Raw genomic sequence first — 23,116 nt, 5'->3', positions numbered from 1 at the left:
CGACCGCCTCCTGCCCCGGCCGGAGGTCGGAAGCCCGTTCGATCACGATGCGGTACCGTGACGGGCCGCGAACGCCCGGAACAGTAGCCCCGGAGACCTCCCATGACGATCCGTCGCACCACTGTCCTGCCCGCCACCGCCCTCGCCGTCGCGCCGCCCGCGGGCTGAGCCGGGGCGGCTACGCCGGGCCGTAGACGGCGTCGAGGTTGTCCTGGGCCGGGCGGGTCCGGCCGGCCGGGCCGGCGGCGAAGGCGCGCAGGACGTTCTCGGTGACCTGGCGGACCAGGTCCCCGGCGTGCGAGTCGATGCCGTGGTCGGCCCGGCCGCCGCCGGGGCCGCGGGCCTCCAGCGCCTCGACCCAGCGCATCGTCCCGGTGGCGAACACCCCGGCCCCGCTCGGCACGGTGTAGTAGGCGGTGTCGGAGTGGGAGCGCCGGCCGTCGCACACCACGGGGGAGTGGGCGATCACCTCGATCGGGCGCGGGGTGGGGAAGCCGGTGTGCACCCGGTCGTACTCCACCCCGACCAGGTGCGGGAAGGAGGCCCCCGCCGCGACGCCCGTCCCCTCGTACGCCCAGTGCCCGGGCGATGTGACCACGTACGGGGCGTCCACCGGGTAGCCGTCGTAGATGACGCCGAGCATCGAGCTCTCCGGGTCGGCGCCCGGGCCGGTCCGGAAGTCGGTGGTCGCCGGGGCGCCCGCCTGGTGGCCCGGGTCCTGCGCCCAGGCGTCCTTGTAGCAGACCACCGTGCGGTCCGGCCCGAGGTCGGACGGCTCGAAGCGGATCCGGCGGTAGCAGCAGTTGGCGCCCAGGACCGCCAGGTTGGTCCCGGCGTCGCGGGCGGCGACCACGTTGGCCCGCTGCTCGGGCGACCAGTACTCGTCGTGGCCGAGCGACAGGACGGCGCTCGCCCCGGTCAGCAGGCCGGGTTCGCGGGCCACGTCGACGCCAGTGGTGTAGGCGAGCGGCAGGCCGAGCCGTTCGGCGAGGGCGACCAGCGGCGCCTCGTAGACCAGGAACAGCCCGGCGCCGTGGTCGTAGTCGTACGGCCGGTCGAAGACGACCTTCAGCGAGCGGGTGGCCAGGCCGCCGGTCGGGCCGTTGTAGAGGCTGTAGCCGCCCCACTCGTTGTAGGCCTGCCAGGTCGCCGGGGCGCCCATCACCACGGTCCGGCCCGCGGTGCTCGCCGAGCGGACGGTGAGCGGGACGTAGCGCCGCCCGGAGCCGTCCTCGGCGTCCAGCCGCAGCAGATAGGCGCCCTCGGGCCAGCCGGCGGTGTCCACCGTGAGGGTGCGCTGCCAGCCGGTCAGGACGGTGCGGGTCGCCGGGTCCACGTGCGGCGCGGCCTGCTTGCCGCCGGGGACGTGCTCGCGGCGCCAGACCAGCCGGGCGCGGGCGCCGTCGTACCAGCCCATCCGGTAGGCGGAGACGGTGAACGCGGTGGCGGGGGTGGAGACGTGCAGGCCGAAGGGTTCGCCTGGCAGGACGCTGACCCGGTCGGCGAAGCCCTCGATGGCGCCGTCCGGGCCGGGGTCGGTGATCTCCCAGTCGGCGTTGCCGGGGCGGGAGCGCTCGCTCGTCGGGCCGGTGTGGCCGTCGGCGGCCGGGCCGGCGGTGCCGGGTGGCGTGGACGCCGGGGCGGCCGGCGCGCCCGCCGCCCCGGCGGACGGGTGCGCGGCGGGGGCCGCATCCGGGCGACGGGGGCCGCAGGAAGTGACGGCGGCCGCCATCAGGCCCAGGCCCAGGATCCTCCGCCGACTCGGCTCCGCCACCGCTTCCTCCGTTTTTTCCTGTCCCTGCCCGGTCCGTGGGCGCGCCGGCCCGGCCGGTGGCGCGCTGTGCGGCGCCCGCCCGGTGCGTCGGTGCGCGCGGACATCCTCGCGTGTTCCGCGAGGTCCGTGCAGCCTGGCACACCGGACCGGCCGCGACCGCACCCGCCTCGGGACGGCCCGCCACCGGGGAGGGCCGTACGGGCGCACCCGGGCGTGTCGGCCCGCGCGGTTGACCGGCCCCGGCGGGCCGGTCCCCTAGCCTGACCAGGCCCGCCGTCCGGCGGCCACAGGGGGTCCGGAGCCGTACGAGGCCGGCCGAGTCGTGGACAGGGGTGCCCGTGGTGTCGTCGGGGTCGGCCGAAGCAGGGGCGGGGCCGGTCACCCGGCGCGGGCGGTTCCGGGAGTGGATGCTGGAAGGCCTGGCCGACCTGGCCAAACAGCACCCCGGCCCGCACGCCGAGGCGCCGCACGAGAAGGGCCAGCGCTGGTGGCGGGTGATGTGCCTGACCGGCCTGGACTACTTCTCCACGCTCGGCTACCAGCCCGGCATCGCCGCGCTCGCGGCCGGACTGGTCTCGCCGCTGGCGACCATCGTGCTGGTGGTCGTCACCCTGCTCGGCGCGCTGCCCGTCTACCGCAGGGTCGCCCAGGAGAGCCCGCACGGCCAGGGCTCGATCGCGATGCTGGAACGGCTGCTCTCCTTCTGGCAGGGCAAGCTCTTCGTGCTCACCCTGCTGGGCTTCGCGGCCACCGACTTCATGATCACCATCACCCTGTCCGCCGCCGACGCCAGCGCCCACCTGGTGGAGAACCCGCACCTGCACAGCGCCCTGACCGGCAAGCAGGTCATGCTGACCCTGATCATGATCGCGCTGCTCGGTGCCGTCTTCCTCAAGGGCTTCAGCGAGGCGATCGGCCTGGCGGTGGTGCTGGTCGCGGTGTACCTCTCGCTGAACGTCGTGGTGGTCGCCAACGGGCTGTGGCACGTGCTCAAGGCCCCGCACGTGTTCAGCGACTGGACGCACGCGCTGACCGTGGAGCACGGCAACGCGATCGCGATGATCGGCGTCGCGCTGATCGTCTTCCCGAAGCTGGCGCTCGGCCTGTCCGGCTTCGAGACCGGCGTCGCCGTGATGCCGCACATCGAGGGCGACCCGGACGACACCGAGGAGAAGCCCACCGGCCGGATCCGCGGCGCCCGCAAACTGCTGACCACCGCCGCCGCGATCATGAGCGTGTTCCTGATCGCCACCAGCTTCATCACCACGCTGCTCATCCCGGCCGACCAGTTCAAGGCCGGCGGCCAGGCCAACGGGCGGGCGCTCGCCTACCTCGCCCACGAGTACCTGGGCAGCACCTTCGGCAGTGTCTACGACCTGTCCACGATCGCCATCCTCTGGTTCGCCGGGGCCTCCGCGATGGCCGGGCTGCTCAACCTGATGCCGCGCTACCTGCCCCGCTACGGGATGGCCCCGCACTGGGCCCGCGCGGTGCGGCCGACCGTCATCGTGCTCACCCTGATCGCCTTCCTGGTCACCTGGATCTTCGACGCCAACGTGGACGCCCAGGGCGGCGCCTACGCCACCGGCGTGCTGGTGCTGATCAGCTCCGCCGCCATCGCGGTGACCATCGCCGCCCACAAGGCCGGGCAGCGCCGTTGGCGCACCGGCTTCGCGGTGATCGCGGGGGTCTTCCTCTACACCACGGCGGTGAACATCGCCGAGCGGCCGGACGGGGTCAAGATCGGCGCCTGCTTCATCGCGGGCATCATGCTGCTCTCGTTCCTGTCCCGGCTCAAGCGGGCCTTCGAACTGCGCGTCACCGACGTGGTGCTGGACGACGTCGCGGACCGGTTCGTCCGGGACTACACCCACCGCCCGCTGCGGCTGATCGCCAACGAGCCGAACAGCCGGGACCTCGCCGAGTACCGCGACAAGATCCACCAGATCCGGCGGGACAACGACATCCCGGCCGAGGACGACCTGGTGTTCGTCGAGGTCACCGTGCTCGACCCGTCCGACTTCGAGGCCGTGCTGACGGTCCGCGGCGAGGTGCTGCACGACCGCTACCGGGTGCTGGCGCTGGAGAGCTCCAGCGTGCCCAACGCGCTGGCCGCGCTGCTGCTCGAGGTGCGCGACCTCACCGGGCAGCAGCCGCACATCTACTTCGAGTGGACCGAGGGCAACCCCTTCGCCCAGTTCCTGCGGTTCTTCCTGTTCGGACAGGGCGAGATCGCCCCCGTCACCCGCGAGGTGCTGCGCGAGGCCGAACCGGACCGGTCCCGCCGGCCGGCCGTCCACGTGGGCTGAGCGGGCGGCCCGGCCGGCTGGTCGGCCGGGCCGGGTGCCGGGGGTCGGCCGGTCAGCGGTTCTGGTGGGACTTCGTCCACGCGGGCGCGACGAAGGCCACCAGGGCGACGGCGAAGGCCAGTTGCAGGATGTGCCGGATCCAGTCGATGCCCGAGGTGTGGCGGACGCCGATCCAGCCGGAGACGGCGTTGCCGAGCCAGGCCCCGGCCGCGCCGAGCAGCATGGTCAGCCACCAGGGGATCGACTGCGGTCCACGCAGGATCAGTTTGGCGAGCACGCCCAGCACGAAGCCGATGAGCAGAATCCACAGGAGCTGGAACATCGCAGTCCACCTTCCGGGCGCTCCCGGGGCCGACGGCCCGGTGCGCCGAATCGCCGATGACGCGGTTCGTCCCATGATCACCCGGATCCGGCGAACGGGCATGTCGACGGGAGAGTGCGCAGGTCAGCCGCGTACCGGTGGAGCGCTCCCGGCGGGGAATGGGCGAGAACGCGCCGCAGGTCGGGCCGGAAAGTCGCTGTCCGTCATCGGCTCCGCACGGATAGGAATGGGCGGGACGCGGACGCGCCGCGTCACCGAGAGGAGCCGCCCCGTGATACGCCTTCGTTCCGCCGTCCTGACCCTGGGCTGTACCGCCGCCGCGCTGACCCTGACCATGGGGACGGCCCAGGCCGCGCCCGGTGACACCAGCACCAGCTGCTCCTCCTCGCTGACGCCGGGCGGCTTCGTGGACGTCCAGTGGTGGAACAGCGCGGGCTGCGGCTCCGGTTTCACCCCGAACACCAAGAAGATCATGCAGCTCACCGGCTACCCGGTCGGCACCGTGGTCAACGCCTGCGCCTCCACCTGGCCGCCGACCGGCTGGACGATCGTCAGCACCTACTACGGCTCCGGCTGCAACTACTCGGCGGTGCCGAGCCTGGAGAAGAACTCCTGGCAGCTCAAGCGCGTCTCCTGACGGCGGCGCACCGGCCGGCGGAGTGCTGCTGCCCGTCCGGGGCGGGCCGCCGGCCGGGGCTCAGCTCTCCCTGACCGCCTCGACGGCCCCGCGGACCAGTGGGTCCGGATCGTCCGCCAGGCCGTCCAGCAGCTCGGCGACGCCCGGGGTCGACCAGCCGCCGACGGCCCAGACCAGGTCCGCCCGCACGCCCGGGTGCGGGTGGTCGGCCAGTCGGGCGAGCAGGTCCACCGGGCCGCGGCGGCGCAGCCCGAACCAGTGCAGGGCGGTGCGCAGTTCGTACGGGTCGCCGGGTTCGCCGGCCGCCGCGATCCGGGCCAGCAGCACCGGGACGGGCGGCGGCGGGCCGTCCAGCGGGTGCGGGTGGCGCTCGCGCAGCCGGCGGCTGCCGTACTCGCCGCGGATACGGCAGCCGAAACAGGTGCAGGGCCGGGTGCCGTGGGCGTCCGGGACGTAGCGCCAGCCGGTGGCCTGCGGCACGGCGCGGACCCGGTGCACCTCGCGGGCGCCCACCGCGCGCGGCAGGAAGACCTCCCAGCCGCGCGGGTCGGGCAGGGCGCCGATCCGCCGGACCGCCTCGGCGGCCCGCACCGGCCGCTGGGCGTCCTGGGCGCGGTCGCGGTAGTGCCCGGTCAGGACCTCCTGCCCGTCGTCCAGCCGGAGGTGCACCGCGACCAGTGCGCCCTTGGGGCCGAACCGGGCCAGCTCGCGCAGCCACTGGTGGGTCAGCGTGTACGAGGGCAGCACGGGGAAGCAGTACACCCCGCGTGCGCCGCCCTGGCCCCGGCTGTCGGCGCGGATCCCGGCGCGGCGGATCCGCGGCGCGTTCGCCGCGGCGGTCAGGTGCACGAACATCGCCATGGGGCGCGATCCTAGCGAGCGACCGGGTGGCCGGCCGAGCGGTTTTCCCGGGCCTCCGGTTCCTCGCCACCGGGCGTTCCGGGACGCTGCCGCGGGTCAGGCGCCGGCCGTGCGGCGGTCGATCAGGGCGGCCAGCCCGTCCAGGATGCGCTCCAGGCCGAACTCCAGCGCCTGGTCGCGGCCGTCGGGGTCGGCCATGGCGGCGGCGACGGCCGGGAAGCGGTCGGCGTTCTCCTGGACCACGGTGCCGAGGGCGGCGAGGAGTTCGGCCTCGGGGGTGTCGGCGGGGCCGGCGGCGCGGGACTGCGCGGCGATCCCGCGCACGTGTCCGGTGAGCAGGACGGCGGCGTCCATCCGTTCGGGGCCGGTCAGCCCGTGGCCGTCGAGCGCCGCCACCACCCGCTCCAGCCAGGCGAGTTCCCTCGGACCGAGCGCCCGCGCGCCGACGGTGGCGTCCAGCAGCCACGGGTGCCTGGCGAAGGACTCGGCCAAGTGGTGGGCCCAGGCGGTGAGTTGCTCCCGCCAGTCGGAGCCCTCCGGTGCGTCCGGGGGCGCGTCGACGGCCGACTCGACCATCAGGGCGACGAGTTCGGCCTTGCCGGGGACGTAGCGGTAGAGCGACATCTTGGTGAAGTCGAGCAGCCCGGCCACCTTCTGCATGGAGACCGCGCCGAGCCCCTCCGCGTCGGCGACCTCGACCCCGGCCGCGGCGATCCGCTCCAGGCTGAGGGCCGGCTTCGGCCCGCGGGTGGGTTTGGGGGCCGGGCCCCAGAGCAGCCGCACCGTGTCGTTCGCCGCCTCGGCCATCATCCGCTCCCGTTCTGGGGTTCCGTTCGGGGCTTGCCACCTGGGGGGTTGCCCTTCCCGCTCAACTGTGTCTACCGTACACAGCAACAAACAGTGTCCGCCAGACACAGTTTCACGATCCTCGGACGGAGTGGATTCCCATGAGCACCAAGGTCCTGATCTCGGGCGCGAGCATCGCCGGCCCCGCGCTCGCCCACTGGCTGGGCCGGTACGGCTTCGAGGTGACCGTGGTCGAGTTGGCCCCCGCGCTGCGCGACGGCGGCCAGGACGTCGACTTCCGCGGCCGCACCCACCTGACCGTGCTGGAGCGGATGGGCGTCCTGGAGGAGCTGCGCACGCTCGGCACCGGCGGCAGTCCGATGACCTTCGTCGGCCCCGACGGGCGCCAACTGCTGCACCTGCCCGCCGAGTTCGCCGGCGGCGACCTGGAGGTCCCGCGCGGGGAGCTGGCCCAGCTGCTCCACCGGCACAGCAGCGCCCGCGCCGAGTACGTCTTCGGCGACTCGATCACGGCGCTGGAGGAGACCCCGGACGGGGTCCGGGTCGCCTTCCGGCACGGGGCGCCGCGCGAGTTCGACCTGGTGATCGGTGCCGACGGGCTGCACTCCACCGTCCGTCGGCTCGCCTTCGGCCCCGAGCAGCGCTACGTCCGCCACCTCGGCTACTACGCGGCCACCTGGCAGCTGCCCAACGACCTCGGACTGCCCGTCGGCGGGGTCGGCCTCAACGTCCCCGGCCGGCTGATGTCCGTCGGCGCCGACCACCGCGACCCGAGCCGGGCCGGTGCTTTCTGCCTCTTCGCCTCGCCCGAACTGCGCTACGACCGCCACGACCCGGCGCGGCAGAAGGAACTGGTCCGGGCCGCCTTCGCGGGCCTCGGCTGGCGGGTGCCGCAGCTGCTGGAGAGCCTGGACGCCGCCCCTGAGCCGTACTTCGACTCGATCAGCCGCGCCGACGTGCCCGCCTGGTCGACCGGTCGGATCGCCCTGATCGGCGACGCCGCCTGCGGCGCGACCATCGGCGGCATGGGCACCGGGACGGCGGTGGTGGCCGCGTACGTCCTGGCGGGCGAGCTGGCCCGCGCCCGCGGCGACCACCGGGCCGCCTTTGCGCGGTACGAGCACCTCCTGCGCGGCTACGCGCAGGGCTGCCAGAAGGGCGGCGACCGCACCGGTCCGTTCCTCGCGCCGCGCACGGCCACCGGGCTGCGGTTCCGCAACGCGCTGCTCAACCGGCGCTGGGCGCTGGAGAAGATGCTGGAGCTGGGCAAGCAGGTCAGCAGCGTCGAACTGCCCGACTACGAGCGGGAGCTGTCCCGTCGGCCGCGGGCCGCGGCCTGAACGGGAGCACTCGGGGTGGAAGGGAGACGGGGCGCGGGGCTCAGTGCGGTGGGTCGATCCGGGCGCCGTTGTCGAGCAGCGCCTCCACCTGGACGGCCGCGCGGGCGGGGCGTTCGACGGCCAGGGTGCGGTCCGGCGCGGGCCGGTCGGCGGACCAGCCCGAACCCTTGACGGTGAGCCGGGTGACCCGGCGGCTGCCCGCCGCGAGCACGAACTCCGTCCCGTGCGGGGAGCGCCACCAGGTCCAGGCCACGGCGTCCCGCTCGAAGCGGCCGCAGGCCCGGCCCGGTCCGCCACCAGTGCGCTGCGCGCCGCGGGCGCCCGGCAGGACGACGGCGGTGGCCGCACTGCCCGCGCCGTCCCAGCGGTCGGCGCGCAGGCAGACCCAGGAGGCCGAGCCCGCGTTCTGCGGCAGCGGCTGGACGGCGAAGGCCCAGAGGTTCAGCTGTTTGACGCCCGGTGTGCCGTCGGGAACGGCGCAGCCGGCCCGGGACCAGGCCTGCAGCGCGTCCTGGGCGGTCGCCTCGCGCGGTTCGCGGTCGGCCTGGGCTCGGTCGGCTTGCGTGCGGTCGGCCTGGGCTCGGTCGGGTGGTGAGCCGTCCGGCAGGGGGCGCTCCGGTGGCGGGGCGTAGGTGAGGTGTGCGGGGATCAGGCCGCCCAGGTCGGCCAGCAGGAAGGCGGACCTCTCGGCCTTCTCGGCGACCACCGGGGACGAGTGCAACTGGAGCAGGGTGGCGCCCTGGCAGTCGGCGGGCCCGCCGGCCGGGGCCGGGGAGGTGAGGCCGTCGGGGTGCTCCAACGGGTGGGCGGGGGTGTCGGGCCGGTCGATCCGGCGGGTCTCCGCAGAGTCCACCCAGGGCGCCAGCAGGTAGCGGACGGTGGCGCCCTGACGGCGCAGGACCACCGCGCCGGCCGTGGTCGGGTCCGCGTCGTCGGCCCGGGCGAGGTCCAGGTCTCCGCTGTCCCGACCGCCCTGACCGTTCTGGCTGTCGGTGTAGCGGGCGATCCGCTCGCCGTCGGAGAACACCACCACACCGGTGCCGTCCACCGTCCCGGCGAACAGCAGGTGCGGCGCGGGCGCGGCGGGCGGACCGGCGTCCGTACCCGGCTCGGCGTGGGTCCGGCTTCCGGGCCGGGCCCAGGCGGCCAGGGCGCGGCCGAGCAGCGCACCGTCCTCGCGCCGCTCGCCACGGGCGGGCCAGGCGGTGAAGTCGACCCGGCTGGTGTGCTGCCAGGCGTCGGGGGCGACCCGGACCAGGTGGGACGGGTCGGTGTCGGCGCCCGCGAGCGGCACCGTCGTCGGACGGCCGGGCGCCGCCGGGTGCGAACCGCCCAGCACGCCCGCCGTGGTGGTGAGGCCGAGCACGCCGACCGCGAGCGCGGCCGTCAGCGTACGGCGCCGGCGCAGCAGGTCGGTGGGCTGCACCCGGACGGCGCAGGGGTCGAAGGCGGGCGGCAGCGGATCCGGACCGGACGGCACCTGCCCGGCCACGGCCACCGCCACCGCCGGGTGCGCCACCCCGGCCTGCCGCAGCACCTCGGCGGCCCGTTCGACGCCCAGCCCCTCGACCGTCCGCAGGGCGAAGGCCGCCCTGGCCGGGGCGGAGAGCGCGGCGAGCGCGTGGTCGAGTTCCGCGTCCCCCTCGCCGCCGTGCGGGGTGAACAGCCGCAGGCCCCAGACCCGGGGCGTGAGGAGACGGGCGGCCGGGCGCGGCCGGAGCGCGGCGCGCAGCACCCGCAGGCGCAGCGCGGCGTAGGCCGGGTCGTCCGGGGCGTCCGTGCCTTCCGGAGCGTCGGAGGGCCCGGGCGCGGACGGTCGGACGGCGGTTCGGTCCGTGCGGGCCCAGCGGGTGGGCAGGGCGCGTTGGACGGCGCAGTGGGCGGCGAGCACCCGGGTGTGCCGGTCGCGGTCGGCCGGCAGCGCCAGGTAGGCGAGCCGGACCAGCCGTCGGTAGTGGCGCACCAGCGAGGCCTCCGCCAGGGCCACCGGGCGCGCCGCGACATCCCGGCGCAGCGCGGCCGTGCTCACCGTCCGTACTGCCAAGGGGCCCTCCCGGGAGCCGTACCGCTGTCGTGGTGGATGGTCCAACGAGTCGATCATGTGATGGTTGCGCCGTCCGGGGTGATCGGCGGGCATATGACGGACGTGCGGCGCGCCACCGCTGGAAGAACGTCCGGCGAGCGATGGCGGCCCGCCCGGTGCCGACCAGCGGCGACGGCCGCCCGCCGGGTTCGGCGGGGCTGTCGCGGCCGGTCCGGACCGCCGAGGATCCCGGTACCGCCCGCCGACCCCCGAAGGACACCGCATGCCTCGCCTCGTCACCCGGGCCGGCGCCGCCGCCGCACTGGCCGCCGCGCTCGCCCTCGCCACGGCCGCCCCCGCCCCCGCCGACCCGCCGACGCCGGCCGCCGCCGACCTGGTCGGCGTGGGCGCCCCGGCCGCCGACGCGCTCTTCAACCAGCTCGCGGCGGACTACAACGCCTCGCTCGCGGCGGCCGGGGACACCACCTCGCCCCGGCTCTACAGCTGGGACGCCCGGGGAACCAGCAGGATCACGCCCAAGACCGGGGCCTACGAGATCTTCCGGCCGACCAACACCCGGAGCGCCCTCAACGCCCTGGTGTTCAACAGCAGTGGAACGGTCGACTTCGCCAGGCTGAGCAGGCCGCCACAGCAGGGCGACCCGACCTCGATCGACTTCGTCCCGCTCGTGAGGGACGCGGTGACCTGGGCGGCCCCGGCGGGCGGCAACGCACCGAAGAACCTGACGACCGCCGATCTGCGGTGGATCTACTCCTGCGACATCACCAACTGGCGGCAGATCGACCCGAGCCTTCCGGACGCGACGATCAGGCCCGTGGTACCCGGTGTCCACGTCTCGGACCCCGCCACGCTTCGATCGTCCTACCTCTCCGACGAGATGACCGCCTTCGCGGCCGCCGCCTCCCCGAACGGCGATCCGGGCACCTTCTACGCGGGCCCGTGCGTGACCTCCGGCGTCGCCGAGGACCACGGGGAGGACGCGGTCCTGCACGACCCGAACGCGATCGTCCCGTACTCGGTCGGCCGCTGGGTCGGACAGGTCACCGGCGGTCACCGGAAGCCGGGCGACGACCCGGGAGTGCTCGTGCCGCAGTCCCTGGACGGAACGGCGCCCACGGTCGACGGCGGGACCAACCCGGCCTTCCTGACGACCTGGCACGGCCGGACCCTCTACCTCGGGGTGCGGGACGGCGACTGGACGAGTGCCGACGCGCAGGGACGGGCGCTGCGGGCCGTGTTCGGTCGGAACGGCTGGTTCTGCACCTCCCCGGCGGCCGCGGCGGCCGTCCGGAGCCACGGGTTCCTGCGGGTGCCCGTCTTCGTCTGCGGGGCGACCACGCACGCCTGACGGCGTCGTTCCCGCGGCTGCCCCGGTCGGGGACGTGGTGCCGGAGACGCGGTGCCAGTGCTTGGTCGGGGCGTGGTGTCGGGGCCGTGTCAGCAGGTCGGGGCACAAGGTCCCGCCCGTTCGGCCCCTTGGCCCCTGGCGGTCGCGGCCGTTACGGGCGATGCTGCCGGTACCGGCCGGGACGATCCGCGTCCGGTCGGACCAGCATCGTTGGACGAGGTGAACCGGCGTGCGTCATGCCACCGTCGAATCCGTGATGACCAGCCCCGTGGTCCTGGTCTCGCCCGAGACCGGATTCCGGGAGATCGTGACGCTGCTGAGCGAGTACGACATCACCGGCGTACCGGTGGTGGACCCGGAAGGGCGACCGCTCGGCGTGGTCTCGGAGGCCGACCTGCTGCGCACCCTGGCCGCGCAGGAGGACCCGGCCAGCCTGCTGCCCGCGCCCGAGTCGGCGCAGGCGGGCCCGGACGGCGAGGTGACCGCGGCCGACCTGATGACGGCGCAGCCGGTCTGCACCACGCCCGGCACCAGCGTGGTCGCGGCGGCCCGGCTGATGAGCCGGCACGGCCTGAAGCGGCTGCCGGTGCTGGACGAGGAGGGGCGGGTCGTCGGCATGGTCAGCCGCGGTGACCTGCTGCGGGTCTTCCTGCGCGAGGACATGGTGATCCGGCGGGAGATCGTCGAGGAGGTGCTCGGCCGGATCGACGGGGTCAGCCCGGCGGAGATCGGGGTGGAGGTCACCCAGGGGCGGGTGGTGCTCAGCGGCACCGTGCCCGAGCAGCACCTGGTGCCGATCGTGCTCAACCTCTGCCGCTCGGTGGACGGGGTGGTGTCGGTGACCGACCGGCTCGGGGCCGGAGGCGCGGCTCCGGTCGGCTGACCTGCTCGGCGCCGACCCCTGACCGGCCGTACCGGTCCCGAATCGCACGTTCGTCCCGGACCCGAACGATCCACTTCGCATACTGCGGAGGGTATCGGGTAACTCACCCTGTGTGCCTGGCGGTGCGGACTGCCGGGACGCCAGCGCTCCGGGGAGGCGGCCGTGGCAGTCGTGTTCGACGCGGACTTCACTTCGACCAGGCAGTGGATCGCCGGGCGCAGCAGCGCCTATCCCCGGATGGGGCCGACCAACCGGAGCGACCACAAACTCGACTACCTCAGCCGCGACTACTGCCCCGACGGGCAGTTCACGGCGGTCAGGCGGCACAGTGGCGGGCTGTGGAGCTGCAGTCTGCTGACCACCGAGGGCAGTCCCGACGGCTTCCAGCTCCGCGCCGGGGACGTGCTGTCGGCGAGCGTGACACTGCCGGTCGAGCTCGGTGCCTGGCCGGCGATCTGGACCTGGCGGGACGGCGGCAACGAGGTGGACGTCTTCGAGTACCACCCCGACAACCCGGACCTGCTGGAGATCTCCAACCACGTCCGCGGCGGCTTCCGGTACTGGCACGGTGCGAGCGCCGGGATCGGGCCGGGGGCCACCTTCGGCCTGCGGGTGGTGCTCGGCGCGAACTCGGTGGACTGGTACGTGGAGGACGAGCTGGTCTATGCGGACCTGCACGGGGTCGGGTCCGCGTGGCACGCGTACCTGATCGTCAACATGTCGGTGGCGGACGGGACGTATCACGACCGGCCGCCGTACGGCGGGCCGGACCGGCTGAGCTGGGTGTGCCACAGCCTCCAGGTCGAGCGCTGAGGGAGCCGGGGCGGGCGAGGGCGGGCAGGGGCGCCCGGGGCTACGGTTCGTGGGGCGCGAAGGAGGCGGTGATCGGGCCGCGGGGGGCGTACCCGCCGCGTGCGTCGACCGGGGTGAGCAGGCCGCGGTGGCCCTGCGAGCCGTACGGGTTGTGCGGGTTGTGCGGGTCGTGTGGGCCGTGTGGGCCGTGCGGGTTGGAACGCTGGAACCAGATCGCCCGGCGGTACGGGCCGATGTGGGCCGGGTCGGCCACGTACAGGTCGTCGCGCGGGGCGCGCTCGTTGCCCGGGGCGAGCGCCGCGTCCACGGCGCGGTCGGCGATCGCGCGCAGCAGTGCGGTGGCGGTGGCCTCGGCGGCCGCCGGCGCGATGGCGAGGGCCGTGAGCTCGGCCCAGAGCGCGGTGGCGACGTAGCCGATCGGGGAGTGGCCGAGCGCCGGGTGGGGGCGCGGGTCCGGGTGGCGCCGCAGCACCCCGGCGGCGACGAGCTGCTCGGGGGAGCGGTCGTCCTCCGGCGGGTGGAAGGCCATGGGCGGCTGGTGAGCCGTGGGCCGCTGGGGGTGGAACGCGGGCGGCGGGTGGTGGGTCACCAGTGGCACGCTACCCCGGTGGGGCCGGGGAACGGTTGCCGGAACGTTTTCTCAGCCCGCCCTCACACCGCTTTCACCACCGACGGGAGCACGATGGTGGTAGGCGCTGCTCACCTCGGCGGGCCCCGACGGGGCCGGAGGAGGAGGTCCTGATGAGGTACTGGCACGGGCACGGCCACTACGGGGGTGGCTGGGGCGTGGGACTGATGGCGTTCGGGACGCTGATGTTCCTGGTGATCGTCGTCCTGCTCGCCGTGGCCCTGTTCCGCTACGTAGCGCGCTCGCGGCAGCCGATCCCGCCCGGGCGGGCGGCCCCCGGCGCCGGTGGAGCCGGGGTGGGCGGTCCGCACGGCTGGGACCCGCTGGGGCAAGGGGGCCAAGGGGGTCAGGGAGGGCAGGGGGTGTCCCCGGAGCAGTTGCTCGCGGAGCGGTTCGCGCGGGGTGAGATCGACGCGGAGGAGTACCGGCACCGACTGGACACGCTGCGTTCGGCGAACGGGCCGGGAGGCGACTGAGCCCAAGGGTGACGGACCGGGACCGCCGCAGTTCGCGTGCGGCGGGCCCGGTCCGTCGGTGGGGCGGTCGGAGGGCGCTCGGGGTGCTCTTCCTCCCGGGGCGCTCCTTCTCGGGGGTGCTTACTCGACGACCAGCTCGACCGGGATGTTGCCCCGGGTGGCACGGGAGTACGGGCATACCTGGTGCGCCTGCTTGACCAGCAGCTCGCCGGTCTCGCCCGCGAGGGACTCGGGCAGCTCGACGCGCAGCACGACGGCGAGGGCGAAGCCGGCCTCGTCCTTGCCGATGGACACCTCGGCGGTCACCGAGACCTCGCTGGTGTCCACCCGGGCCTGGCGGCCGACCAAGCTGAGGGCGCTGGCGAAGCAGGCGGCGTAGCCGGCGGCGAAGAGCTGCTCCGGGTTGGTGCCCTGGCCACTGCCACCGAGCGCGGGCGGCATGGCCAGCGCGAGGTCCAGCTGTCCGTCGGAGCTGACGGCGCGGCCCTCCCGGCCGTTGGCGGTGGCGGCTGCGGTGTAGAGCGCGTCCATGGTGGCTTCCCCTTCGGGTCCTGGGTGTTCCTGTGGTCGGTTGTCCGGGCGGTCGCCGGCCCGGCGTGCTGGGCGGCGGCCGCTCGGTCGGTGCGGTGGTGCGGTGGTGCGGTGGTGCGGTGGTGCGGTGGTGCGTTGCGACAAGTAGAGCACGCAATTCAATTGTGCACAACTAAATGGCGCGATGGTGATCGGTACCATGGGCTCATGACGACTCACCCCGGCATGGCGGACGAGGAGCTGCTCCGCCTCGACCAGCAGATCTGCTTCTCGCTCAACGCGGCCTCCCGCGCCTTCGGCGGCGTGTACCGGGTGCTGCTGCGGGACCTCGGGCTGACCTATCCGCAGTACCTGGTCATGCTGGTGCTGTGGGAGGAGGGCGAGCTGCCCGTCAAGCGGATCGGCGAGCGGCTGCGGCTGGACTCCGGGACGCTCTCCCCGCTGCTCAAGCGCCTGGAGGCGGCCGGGCTGGTGCGCCGCGAGCGGAGCCCGGAGGACGAGCGGTCGGTCACCGTCCGCCTGACCCCCGAGGGGTCGGCGCTGCGCGAGCGGGCCGGGCAGGTTCCGCGTCGGCTGCTCGCGGCGACCGGGCTGCCGGTCGAGGACCTGGTCGCACTGCGCGGGCTGCTGGACCGGGTGACCGCCACGCTGGATGCGGCGGAGGTGGAGCCGGCGCCGTAGGGGGCGTGACCCGCTGGGGGCGGGGGGCGCTGCGCGGAGTGGGATCCGCAGGGTTGCGGGGATGGTGCGGGTGGTGCCGTGGGGCTTGTCAAGCGACGCCCTTGTGCACTGTGATCTGGGTCACGTTGCGAGTCTTCCGGCTGGGTGCGCGAGGGTGAAGCGGCAGGTCAGCCGCACTGTTCAAAAGTGAACGGAAACGTTCGGCAATTGTCTGCCCGATCCGGTCAACATCCCGGACCTCCCGGACGGTTACACCACGAGCCCCAAGGGGCCGTCGGCGTGCCACCAGGCGGGCCGGCCAGCCGACCACGAAAGGGGGGTCGCGTGAGCACTCCCGGGCCGGGCGAGGAGCGGGGTCTGCGAGCCGACCCGCTCGGCGACCTGCCGAACGACTTCGAGGCCTTCTTCACCCGCGAGAACTCCGGCTACCTCCGCTACGCCCAGCAGCGCCTGCGGCACCGTGAGGACGCCCAGGACGCCGTGCAGAACGCGGGCACCACGCTCTACAAGAACTGGCGCCGGGCCCTGGCCAGCCCCGATCCGCAGGCCTTCGCCTTCAAGATCGTCAAGGACGCCGTGGTGGACGTCATGCGCGAGCGCCGGCGCACCGAACGCAAGCGGCTGCGGGTGATCGCCCAGCGCCGCCCCGACACCAGCCAGGACGAGCTGAACGAACTCGCCGAGCTGGATGCCCTGGACTGGGCGATGGAGGAACTCGCGCGGGCCGCACCCGTCCAGGCCGACGTGGTCCGGCTGCGCCAGGCGGGGCTGTCGTACCACGACATCGGACGGTCCCTCGGCATCGCGCACACCACCGCCCGCACCTACTACAGCCTCGGGCGGCGTCACCTGGAGTACCTCCTGGAGCACCAGGACGACGGCGGGGCGCAGACATGAGGGTCGTGGACCTGCTGCGCGCGCACGCCGTCGAGCTGGAGCGGGAGTTCGACGACCACGATCCGGTGGACTTCACCCGCCGACTGGCTGAGCGGCTCGCCGCTGCCCGGCGGACCGCCCCGGCGCTGCGCGAGCGCCCCGCCCGGCCGCCCGCCGGGGCCCGGCCACCGCACGCTCCGCTCTCGGGGCCGAGCCCGGGGGCGGCAGCGGGGGCGGGTTCAGGGCTCGGCGCGGGAGCGGGGGCCGGAGCCGGTCCCGGCCTGCGGTCGGGTTCCGGTTGGGGGGCGGGGTCCGGTCCAGGCTCGGGTTCCGGTCCGGGGTCGGTGCCGGGGCAGTCCCGGTGGGCCGGGGGCCGGGCGGAGCTGCGGCGCGACCTGCGGCACCTGTGCGCGGGGGTGGCGGGCGCGGTCGAGCCGGGGGAGCTGGCCCTGGACCTCGAACTCGCCGAGAAGACCGCCTTCCGGACCCTCGGCTGCCTGCTGTACGGCATGGGCCGTGCGGCGGACGGCGTCTTCTGGTGGCGGATAGCCGCCCAGTACGGGGACCAGCTGGCCGTGCACTGCCTGGCCGTGCACTACACCGCCGAGGGCGAACGGTGCGACGCGGCCCGCTGGGCCGCCCAGGCCCAGGACCTCAGCGCCCCGGGCCGGCTGCCGGAGCTGGCGCCCGACGTCCGGCCGGGCGGGGCGGCGGAGCTGGCGCGGGTGCTGGCGGAGCGCTACGACGGCGAGATCCTGCTGACGGTACGGGAGGCGGTGGCGGCGCGGCCGACGGCCGACCCCGGGCGGTTGGGGGTCCGGGCCGTGCGGGGGCGGGGGGTGGTGCGGATCCGGTGACGGAGACGGGGTGGGTAGGCAAGCGGGCCGGCCCGAGGGGTGGGCCGGTCGGGGTCGGGTAGGCGGGGGGCTCACGTGAGCCCGGAGACGGCGTCGCCCAGGTACTCGGCGCCGAGCAGCAGCGGGACGGTGATCATGATCGCCGCGCTGTGCGTGGCCGTCCAGGCGCGCCACTCGCCGAGGGTGTGTCGTGCCTGGGCGCTGCCCTGGAGGTGCGCCACGAGCGGCAGCAGGGTGCCCAACGAACCGAGCAGCACCATCAGGGCGGCGGCCACCGCCTTCTCCCCGCCGCCGGTCGGCGCGGCGGCGATGGAGGCGGCGCCGCCGACGGCCGGGACCAGGGTCTTCGGGTGGGCGATGACCAGGACCACGGCGAGACCGGCGGACCGGGCGGCGGTCAGCCGGTCGATCGAGAGCAGCCAGGCCGGTGGCGCGGTCACCCGGCCGGGTCGCGGTCGTTCGCGCCACTGCCGGGCGGCCAGCAGGACGAGTACGGTGCCGAGGGCGAGCTTCAGCCAGGACGACCAGGTCGGTGTGGTGCGGGCGGGGTTCAACGCGGTGCGCGCGGCCACGACGGCGGCCGACACCGCGGCGAGGCCGAGCAGCCAGCCGGCCGTGAAGGCGAGCCCGTTGGCCCGGCCGCGCGGTGAGGCGAGGACCAGCAGGACGGCGATCAGCGGCAGCGGGCTGAGCGCGACCGCCACTGCGGAGGCCAGCATCGGGCCGATCGCTTCACCCATCCCCGGACCTGCCTTCCCGTCGCCGGGCGCCGTCCGCCATTCAGCTCCCGTCGGGCGGGCAGCGCACGGCCGGTGCCGCCGTTGGAGTGAGGGCGGGGCGGGGCGGAGCCCGGACGGGGAGCGGTGGCGGGTGCCGGGGCCGGGGCCGGGAGGCGGGGGCGGAGCGGAGGCGCCGGGAGAGCGGCCGAGGGCCGCCGCACCGCTGGGGTGCGACGGCCCTCCGTGGGCGTGAGGTGCGTCAGTCGGTGCCGGACTCGAGCGCCGCGTGGTCGAGCGCGTTCGGGTCCTCCTCGTCACCGTTGCCGGCGGCGATGGGAGCCGCGCCGCCCGGGGCGAGCTCGCCGATCAGGCCGCTCCACGGCGCCAGCTGGCCGTGCACCGCGTACTGCTCCAGCTTGCTGCGCGAGTCGGCGATGTCGAGGTTGCGCATGGTCAGCTGGCCGATGCGGTCGTCGGGGACGAACGCGGCGTCGACGCTGCGCTCCATCGACAGCTTCTCGGGGTGGTAGCTGAAGTTGGGGCCCTGGGTGTCGATGACCGAGTAGTCCTGGCCGCGCCGCAGCCGCAGGGTGACGCTGCCGGTGACCGGGTGGCCGATCCACCGCTGAATGCTGTCCCGGAGCATCAGCGACTGCGGGTCGAACCAGCGGCCCTCGTACAGCAGCCGGCCGAGCCGCCGTCCCTGGGTGTGGTACGTGGCGATGGTGTCCTCGTTGTGGATGGCGTTGAGCAGCCGCTCGTAGGCGATGTGCAGCAGCGCCATGCCGGGGGCCTCGTAGATGCCGCGGCTCTTGGCCTCGATGATGCGGTTCTCGATCTGGTCCGACATGCCCAGACCGTGCCGGCCACCGATGGTGTTGGCCTCGTGGACCAGGTCGACGGCGCTGGCGAACTCCTGGCCGTTGATCCGGACCGGGCGGCCGAACTCGAACTCGATGGTGACGTCCTCGGTCTGGATCTCGACCGCCGGGTCCCAGAAGGCCACGCCCATGATCGGGCTGACGATCTCCAGGGAGGCGTCCAGGTACTCCAGCCGCTTGGCCTCGTGGGTGGCGCCCCAGATGTTGGCGTCGGTGGAGTAGGCCTTCTCGGCGGAGTCCCGGTACGGCAGGTCCCGCTCGGCGAGCCACTCGGACATCTCCTTGCGGCCGCCGAGCTGGTCGACGAACGCCTGGTCCAGCCACGGCTTGTAGATCCGCAGGTTGGGGTTGGCGAGCAGGCCGTAGCGGTAGAACCGCTCGATGTCGTTGCCCTTGTAGGTGGAGCCGTCACCCCAGATGGAGACGCCGTCCTCCTGCATGGCGCGCACCAGCAGCGTGCCGGTCACGGCGCGGCCGAGCGGGGTGGTGTTGAAGTACGTCTGCCCGGCGGAGCGGATGTGGAAGGCACCGCAGGCGAGGGCGGCCAGGCCCTCCTCGACCAGCGCGGCCCGGCAGTCCACCAGCCGGGCCTGCTCGGCGCCGTACGCGCGGCCCCGGGCCGGGACGTCGGCGAGGTTCGGCTCGTCGTACTGGCCGATGTCGGCCGTGTAGGCGTAGGGGAAGGCACCGTGTTCGCGCATCCACGCTACGGCGACGGAGGTGTCCAACCCACCGGAGAATGCGATGCCGATCCGTTCACCGACCGGCAGCTTGCTCAAGACCTTCGACATGGATGCACCCTTGACCCGCGTGAGCGGGCCCCTGATCTAGCGATGTGTGACGGAATTCGGCGTAATCGATCCGATGCCCGAACTCTGGCATAGATTTGCAGAGTAATGCAAGAGCATACGGAGCCCCGGGTGGCGACGAAGGTTCTCCCGGCTGCTGCGAGTCGACCGGCCCGTTGGTCAACTTGCTTGACTGGACGGGTGGTTGGGGTGGATCAGGAGGCCGTGGCGGGCGCTCGGGTGCGCATCCAGACGGTGCAGGAGGCGAGGGCGCCCAGCCCGAGGGCGACGAGGTGGCCGGCGTCGGCCAGCTGCTGGTCCAGCGCCCAGGCGCCGGCGAGGGCCAGAGCGAGCGCCGGCAGGCCGTAACGGCGCAGCGGGCGCGGGCCGAGCGCGAGGAGGCAGGCGCCGGTGGCGACCAGGCCGTAGCTGATGCCCACGTCCCGGGCGCGGGAGAGTGCGCCCGGGATGCGGGCGGTCAGCATCACCCACATGGCGCCCTCGGTGAGCAGCGTGGCGCCCAGGTGTCCGAAGACGAAGACCGCACCGGCCCGGGCCGGACCCCAGCGCCACTCGGCCAGGCCCAGGACGGCGGCGACCGCCGCGATGCCTGCCCAGGCCGGAACCCCGTCGACCACCAGGCCGCTGGTGAAGAGGGTCCACCACTTGCCCACTTCCATGTGATGGACGTTGCTGCTGTTGTGCCGGACGAACCGGGCCCGCTCGGCATGGCCCTGGCTCGCCAGCCAGGAGGCCGTCACCGTCAGCAGCAGGACGTACGCCGTGGTGAGGCGTAGGCGGACGGCGGCTCTCAGCGCCGGGTGCCGGGGAGCAGCGGTGCCGGTCGGTGTCCTCGTCGCGAGGCGATCGCTCATCGTGCCTGGTGCCCTTGCTCGGCGGTTCCCGGTACCGGCCCCGCCCGGTACGTGGAGGGGAGGCCGCGACCGGGACGGTCCGAGCGCCAGCGTACGCGAGCGCCGTGGAGGCCGTCGGGGCCGGCGGCGGGGCGTGTGAGGTGGGCGGATTCCCGCGGGCAGCACGGGGACGGCGGGTGGCGGGTGGCGGCGAGGTCGGGCGGGGGCGAGGGTGAGGGGGAGGAGTGTCGAGGAGGCGCCGATGGCCGGCAGCACAGCCAGGGGCGCCAAGGCGCACCGGCGGCCCTGGTGGGCGCGTGCCGTCCACGCGGTGTGGGCCTATGTTCGGCGCGCGCCGGGTACCTACACCTGGCTGGCGGTCCTGCTCGTCACCACACAGGTGATCCGGCACGTCGATCCGGCGACCGCGGACCGCATCCTGGAGCGGCGTTCGACCAACCTCCACCACCTCCAGGTGTCGCCGGTGCGTGTCCTGGTCACCAGCGCCCTATGGATCGCGGGCGGCGGCTGGCCGTTCTACTTCCTGCTGTACAACCTCTTCCACGTGCCCGCCGAGCGATGGCTCGGCACGTTGCGCTGGATCTCGGTGGCGGCGCTCGCGCACGTCGGCGCCACCTACCTCAGCGAGGGCGTGCTCGGCTGGGCGATCCACCGGGGGCTGGCCTCGCCGAGGGCCCTCTACACCCTGGACTACGGCGTCAGTTACGCGCTGGCCGGCGTGGTCGCGGTCCTCACCTACTCGATCGTGCGGCCCTGGCGGTACCTGTACGCGGTGGGAGTGCTGGTGGTCTACGGGCTGGGCGTGCAGCAGAGCCGGGACTACACGAGCATCGGCCACTTCAGCGCGGCGCTGATCGGGTTCGCCTGCTACCCGCTGACCCGGGACCGCCCGGGCTCCTTCGACCCGGTCGCCTTGGTCCGTGCGGGCTGTCGGCGGGTGCGCGGGCGGTCGGGTCGTCCGACGCCCGCGGCGCGTTCGTCGGGGTGGCGGGTGTGGCGGCCGACGCCGTTCCCGGTGCCGGGGCGGCTGATCAGGTTCCGCGCTGTTCGGGGCCGGTCGGCCCCAGGTAGGCGCTGAGCGGCCTCTCCTGGGCCAGCACCGCGCCGGCCGTGATGGCGAAGGTGACGGCGATGCAGAAGGCGATCAGCCAGGACAGCACCATCAGCACCAGGCCCAGCGAGCCGTACTGGGCCAGTGAGCGGTTCAGTGCGATCGGCATGTAGATCCGGGCGGTCAGCGACATCGCGGTGGACGCGATGGCGGTGAGCAGCGCTCCCGGCACCAGGGACAACCAACGGATCCGTGCGCTCAACAGCAGGCGGGCGGTCCACCACCAGACCAGGAAGGAGGCCGTGAAGGTCAGTGGCAGGCCCAGCCAGAGCCCGGCGCCGAAGCCGTTCCGCAGCACGCCCTGGAACAGCAGCACGACCACCCAGCAGGCGATCCACAGCAGCCACCGCCAGGCCGCGACCCGGGTGCCGGACTTCGGCAGCTGCCAGGCGTGTTCGCAGACCCGGGCGACCGCCCGACTGCAGCTCGTGCCGGACAGCAGTGCCATCAGCAGGCCGATGATCCCCGTGGTCTGCCGCAGGTCGCCGGGGCTGTACAGCGCCTGGCGCAGTTGCTCGGCGGAGGCGCCGGAGATGCCGAACAGCGAGCGCAGTGAGGAGTTCATCTGGTTCCGCACGCCCTCGGGGGCGAAGGCGGCCACGGCGAACAGGAGGGGGATGGAGGTCAGGAACAGCTGGGAGGCCATCCGGGTGGCGGAGTCCAGTAGGCCGGGGGAGAACAGGCGGGCGGTCAGCTCGGTGATCACCGGGAAGCGCCGCTCGGCCTCACTCCGTGCCCGCACGACCCGCATGCGGGCCAGGAGCAGCTGTTCCTTCCGGCGGCCGCGGGTGCCCCTCGGCAATCTCATCCCTCGGTCCTCCCGCATCCGGGCGGCGGTCCGCACCAGTCAAGGCGAGGCGGTGGCGGGTCGCCACCGGAGCGAGCCGTCCGGAGCGGCCGCGACCCGGGGCGGCCGCTCCATCGGCGTGGCCGTTCTTCGTGTTCGGGCGGGTCCAGCCTGGGATGGCCATCCGACACCTGCCGCTGCTGTCCGGCCTGTTCCGTACGAGCGGGCCGGGCAGCGGCGCCGTGTCCGACGGGTGCGGTGCAGCGCTTGACGGGTGGGCCGGGTGCGGGACGGCTACTGGCCGACCCGCTGGGACATGCAGACGATGTTGCCTTCGCTGTCCTTGAACCAGGCCGCGCGCATGCCCTCGCCCTCGGCGACCCCGTTGACGGTCTGCAGACCGGGGAAGTCGTACTCCTCGAAGGTGATGCCGCGGTCGCGGAGGCCGGCCATCTCGCCGTCGAGGTCGGCGACCTTGAAACTGGCGAGGGTGTGGGCGGCCTGTCCACCGCTGGGAGTGCGGTAGACGGTGAACTGGGTGCCGCCACAGTCGCAGACGAACTCCTCCTCACCTTCCTCGGCGAGTTTGAGGCCGAGGGTGTCGGTGTAGAAGGCCTTGGCGCGGGCGAGATCGGTGGCGGGGATGACTGCTTGCAGCGGAGCGTCTCCAAGCATGGTGTTTCGCCTCCTCTCTGTCACCAGGCTAGGGACGTGCGGGCCGGGTCGCCCGGTGGGCGCAGGGCTGCTTCGGGCTGTGTGCGGCAGGTC

23 protein-coding genes are annotated in these 23,116 nt (G+C 74.1%); 11 read left to right on the top strand and 12 right to left on the bottom strand.

All coding sequences use genetic code 11. The features are described from left to right. Window positions 1–178: 178 nt before the first annotated feature. Window positions 179–1,774, bottom strand: a complete 1,596-nt coding sequence (locus ACFRQN_RS00210; RefSeq protein ID WP_380737193.1) for a N,N-dimethylformamidase beta subunit family domain-containing protein — start codon at window positions 1,772–1,774, stop codon at window positions 179–181. 407 nt (window positions 1,775–2,181) lie between these two features. Here ACFRQN_RS00210 and ACFRQN_RS00205 point away from each other — a divergent pair, with 407 nt between their 5' ends. After that, window positions 2,182–4,083 carry an APC family permease gene (locus ACFRQN_RS00205; protein ID WP_049651508.1) on the top strand — a complete coding sequence of 634 codons (1,902 nt, stop codon included), beginning with the start codon at window positions 2,182–2,184 and terminating at the stop codon, window positions 4,081–4,083. A gap of 52 nt (window positions 4,084–4,135) precedes the next feature. Here the strand turns inward: ACFRQN_RS00205 and ACFRQN_RS00200 are convergent, their stop codons facing one another. Continuing rightward, window positions 4,136–4,405: a GlsB/YeaQ/YmgE family stress response membrane protein gene (locus tag ACFRQN_RS00200; protein WP_049651509.1), complete on the bottom strand. Its 270-nt coding sequence runs from the start codon at window positions 4,403–4,405 to the stop codon at window positions 4,136–4,138. A 271-nt stretch (window positions 4,406–4,676) separates the two neighbouring features. Between ACFRQN_RS00200 and ACFRQN_RS00195 the strand changes: the two genes are divergently transcribed. After that, window positions 4,677–5,042 (top strand): hypothetical protein, encoded by a 366-nt coding sequence (locus tag ACFRQN_RS00195; protein WP_117493017.1) that lies wholly within the window; start codon window positions 4,677–4,679, stop codon window positions 5,040–5,042. 60 nt (window positions 5,043–5,102) lie between these two features. Here the strand turns inward: ACFRQN_RS00195 and ACFRQN_RS00190 are convergent, their stop codons facing one another. Together ACFRQN_RS00190 and ACFRQN_RS00185 are read right to left on the bottom strand one after the other, a co-directional pair. Beyond that, window positions 5,103–5,903 (bottom strand): HEAT repeat domain-containing protein, encoded by an 801-nt coding sequence (locus ACFRQN_RS00190; protein ID WP_380737190.1) that lies wholly within the window; start codon window positions 5,901–5,903, stop codon window positions 5,103–5,105. Between the two features lie 96 nt (window positions 5,904–5,999). Beyond that, window positions 6,000–6,710: a TetR/AcrR family transcriptional regulator gene (locus ACFRQN_RS00185; protein ID WP_380737188.1), complete on the bottom strand. Its 711-nt coding sequence runs from the start codon at window positions 6,708–6,710 to the stop codon at window positions 6,000–6,002. 140 nt (window positions 6,711–6,850) lie between these two features. On the opposite strand from ACFRQN_RS00185, the gene ACFRQN_RS00180 reads away from it, so the two are divergent. Continuing rightward, window positions 6,851–8,050 (top strand): FAD-dependent monooxygenase, encoded by a 1,200-nt coding sequence (locus ACFRQN_RS00180; protein WP_117493018.1) that lies wholly within the window; start codon window positions 6,851–6,853, stop codon window positions 8,048–8,050. Window positions 8,051–8,090: 40 nt separating this feature from the next. On the opposite strand, the gene ACFRQN_RS00175 is transcribed toward ACFRQN_RS00180, so the two are convergent. After that, window positions 8,091–10,094 (bottom strand): hypothetical protein, encoded by a 2,004-nt coding sequence (locus tag ACFRQN_RS00175; RefSeq protein WP_380737186.1) that lies wholly within the window; start codon window positions 10,092–10,094, stop codon window positions 8,091–8,093. Window positions 10,095–10,356: 262 nt separating this feature from the next. Here ACFRQN_RS00175 and ACFRQN_RS00170 point away from each other — a divergent pair, with 262 nt between their 5' ends. From ACFRQN_RS00170 to ACFRQN_RS00160, 3 genes are all read left to right on the top strand, one after another. Then, window positions 10,357–11,442 (top strand): substrate-binding domain-containing protein, encoded by a 1,086-nt coding sequence (locus ACFRQN_RS00170; RefSeq protein ID WP_380737184.1) that lies wholly within the window; start codon window positions 10,357–10,359, stop codon window positions 11,440–11,442. Window positions 11,443–11,698: 256 nt separating this feature from the next. Next, window positions 11,699–12,325 (top strand): CBS domain-containing protein, encoded by a 627-nt coding sequence (locus ACFRQN_RS00165; protein ID WP_241853098.1) that lies wholly within the window; start codon window positions 11,699–11,701, stop codon window positions 12,323–12,325. A gap of 162 nt (window positions 12,326–12,487) precedes the next feature. Next, a complete protein-coding gene (locus ACFRQN_RS00160; protein ID WP_063780338.1) occupies window positions 12,488–13,138 on the top strand; it encodes a hypothetical protein in 651 nt (216 codons plus the stop codon). Window positions 13,139–13,178: 40 nt separating this feature from the next. On the opposite strand, the gene ACFRQN_RS00155 is transcribed toward ACFRQN_RS00160, so the two are convergent. After that, window positions 13,179–13,727: a hypothetical protein gene (locus ACFRQN_RS00155; protein WP_380737182.1), complete on the bottom strand. Its 549-nt coding sequence runs from the start codon at window positions 13,725–13,727 to the stop codon at window positions 13,179–13,181. Between the two features lie 152 nt (window positions 13,728–13,879). On the opposite strand from ACFRQN_RS00155, the gene ACFRQN_RS00150 reads away from it, so the two are divergent. Continuing rightward, entirely contained in the window at window positions 13,880–14,242 is a 363-nt protein-coding gene (locus ACFRQN_RS00150) for an SHOCT domain-containing protein (RefSeq protein ID WP_380737180.1), read from the top strand. A gap of 120 nt (window positions 14,243–14,362) precedes the next feature. Here ACFRQN_RS00150 and ACFRQN_RS00145 read toward each other — a convergent pair whose 3' ends face one another. Further along, a complete protein-coding gene (locus ACFRQN_RS00145; RefSeq protein ID WP_380737178.1) occupies window positions 14,363–14,773 on the bottom strand; it encodes an organic hydroperoxide resistance protein in 411 nt (136 codons plus the stop codon). A gap of 207 nt (window positions 14,774–14,980) precedes the next feature. Here ACFRQN_RS00145 and ACFRQN_RS00140 point away from each other — a divergent pair, with 207 nt between their 5' ends. From ACFRQN_RS00140 to ACFRQN_RS00130, 3 genes are all read left to right on the top strand, one after another. Continuing rightward, on the top strand, window positions 14,981–15,454 hold the full coding sequence (locus tag ACFRQN_RS00140) for a MarR family winged helix-turn-helix transcriptional regulator (protein WP_380737176.1): 474 nt from the start codon (window positions 14,981–14,983) through the stop codon (window positions 15,452–15,454). A gap of 324 nt (window positions 15,455–15,778) precedes the next feature. Beyond that, entirely contained in the window at window positions 15,779–16,351 is a 573-nt protein-coding gene (locus ACFRQN_RS00135) for an RNA polymerase sigma factor (RefSeq protein ID WP_049658113.1), read from the top strand. Then, entirely contained in the window at window positions 16,348–17,187 is an 840-nt protein-coding gene (locus ACFRQN_RS00130) for a hypothetical protein (protein WP_380737174.1), read from the top strand. The genes ACFRQN_RS00135 and ACFRQN_RS00130 overlap by 4 nt, the downstream gene beginning before the upstream one ends. Before the next feature lie 71 nt (window positions 17,188–17,258). Here ACFRQN_RS00130 and ACFRQN_RS00125 read toward each other — a convergent pair whose 3' ends face one another. The 3 genes from ACFRQN_RS00125 to ACFRQN_RS00115 form a co-directional block, all read right to left on the bottom strand. Beyond that, window positions 17,259–17,927 carry a GAP family protein gene (locus tag ACFRQN_RS00125; RefSeq protein ID WP_380737172.1) on the bottom strand — a complete coding sequence of 223 codons (669 nt, stop codon included), beginning with the start codon at window positions 17,925–17,927 and terminating at the stop codon, window positions 17,259–17,261. 238 nt (window positions 17,928–18,165) lie between these two features. After that, window positions 18,166–19,578 (bottom strand): argininosuccinate synthase, encoded by a 1,413-nt coding sequence (gene argG / locus ACFRQN_RS00120; protein ID WP_375873803.1) that lies wholly within the window; start codon window positions 19,576–19,578, stop codon window positions 18,166–18,168. A 212-nt stretch (window positions 19,579–19,790) separates the two neighbouring features. After that, entirely contained in the window at window positions 19,791–20,450 is a 660-nt protein-coding gene (locus tag ACFRQN_RS00115) for a rhomboid-like protein (protein ID WP_380737169.1), read from the bottom strand. A gap of 241 nt (window positions 20,451–20,691) precedes the next feature. On the opposite strand from ACFRQN_RS00115, the gene ACFRQN_RS00110 reads away from it, so the two are divergent. Beyond that, on the top strand, window positions 20,692–21,528 hold the full coding sequence (locus ACFRQN_RS00110; protein ID WP_380737167.1) for a rhomboid-like protein: 837 nt from the start codon (window positions 20,692–20,694) through the stop codon (window positions 21,526–21,528). Here the strand turns inward: ACFRQN_RS00110 and ACFRQN_RS00105 are convergent. Together ACFRQN_RS00105 and ACFRQN_RS00100 are read right to left on the bottom strand one after the other, a co-directional pair. After that, window positions 21,482–22,369, bottom strand: a complete 888-nt coding sequence (locus tag ACFRQN_RS00105) for a YhjD/YihY/BrkB family envelope integrity protein (RefSeq protein ID WP_380737165.1) — start codon at window positions 22,367–22,369, stop codon at window positions 21,482–21,484. The genes ACFRQN_RS00110 and ACFRQN_RS00105 overlap by 47 nt on opposite strands. A gap of 273 nt (window positions 22,370–22,642) precedes the next feature. Further along, a complete protein-coding gene (locus ACFRQN_RS00100; protein ID WP_380737163.1) occupies window positions 22,643–23,023 on the bottom strand; it encodes a VOC family protein in 381 nt (126 codons plus the stop codon). Window positions 23,024–23,116: the final 93 nt, after the last annotated feature.

Source organism: Kitasatospora sp. NPDC056800 (assembly GCF_042789775.1).
Lineage (GTDB): Bacteria > Actinomycetota > Actinomycetes > Streptomycetales > Streptomycetaceae > Kitasatospora.
The sequence above is the reverse complement of the archived record's forward strand: the minus strand, read 5'-3'. Positions and strand labels throughout refer to the sequence as shown.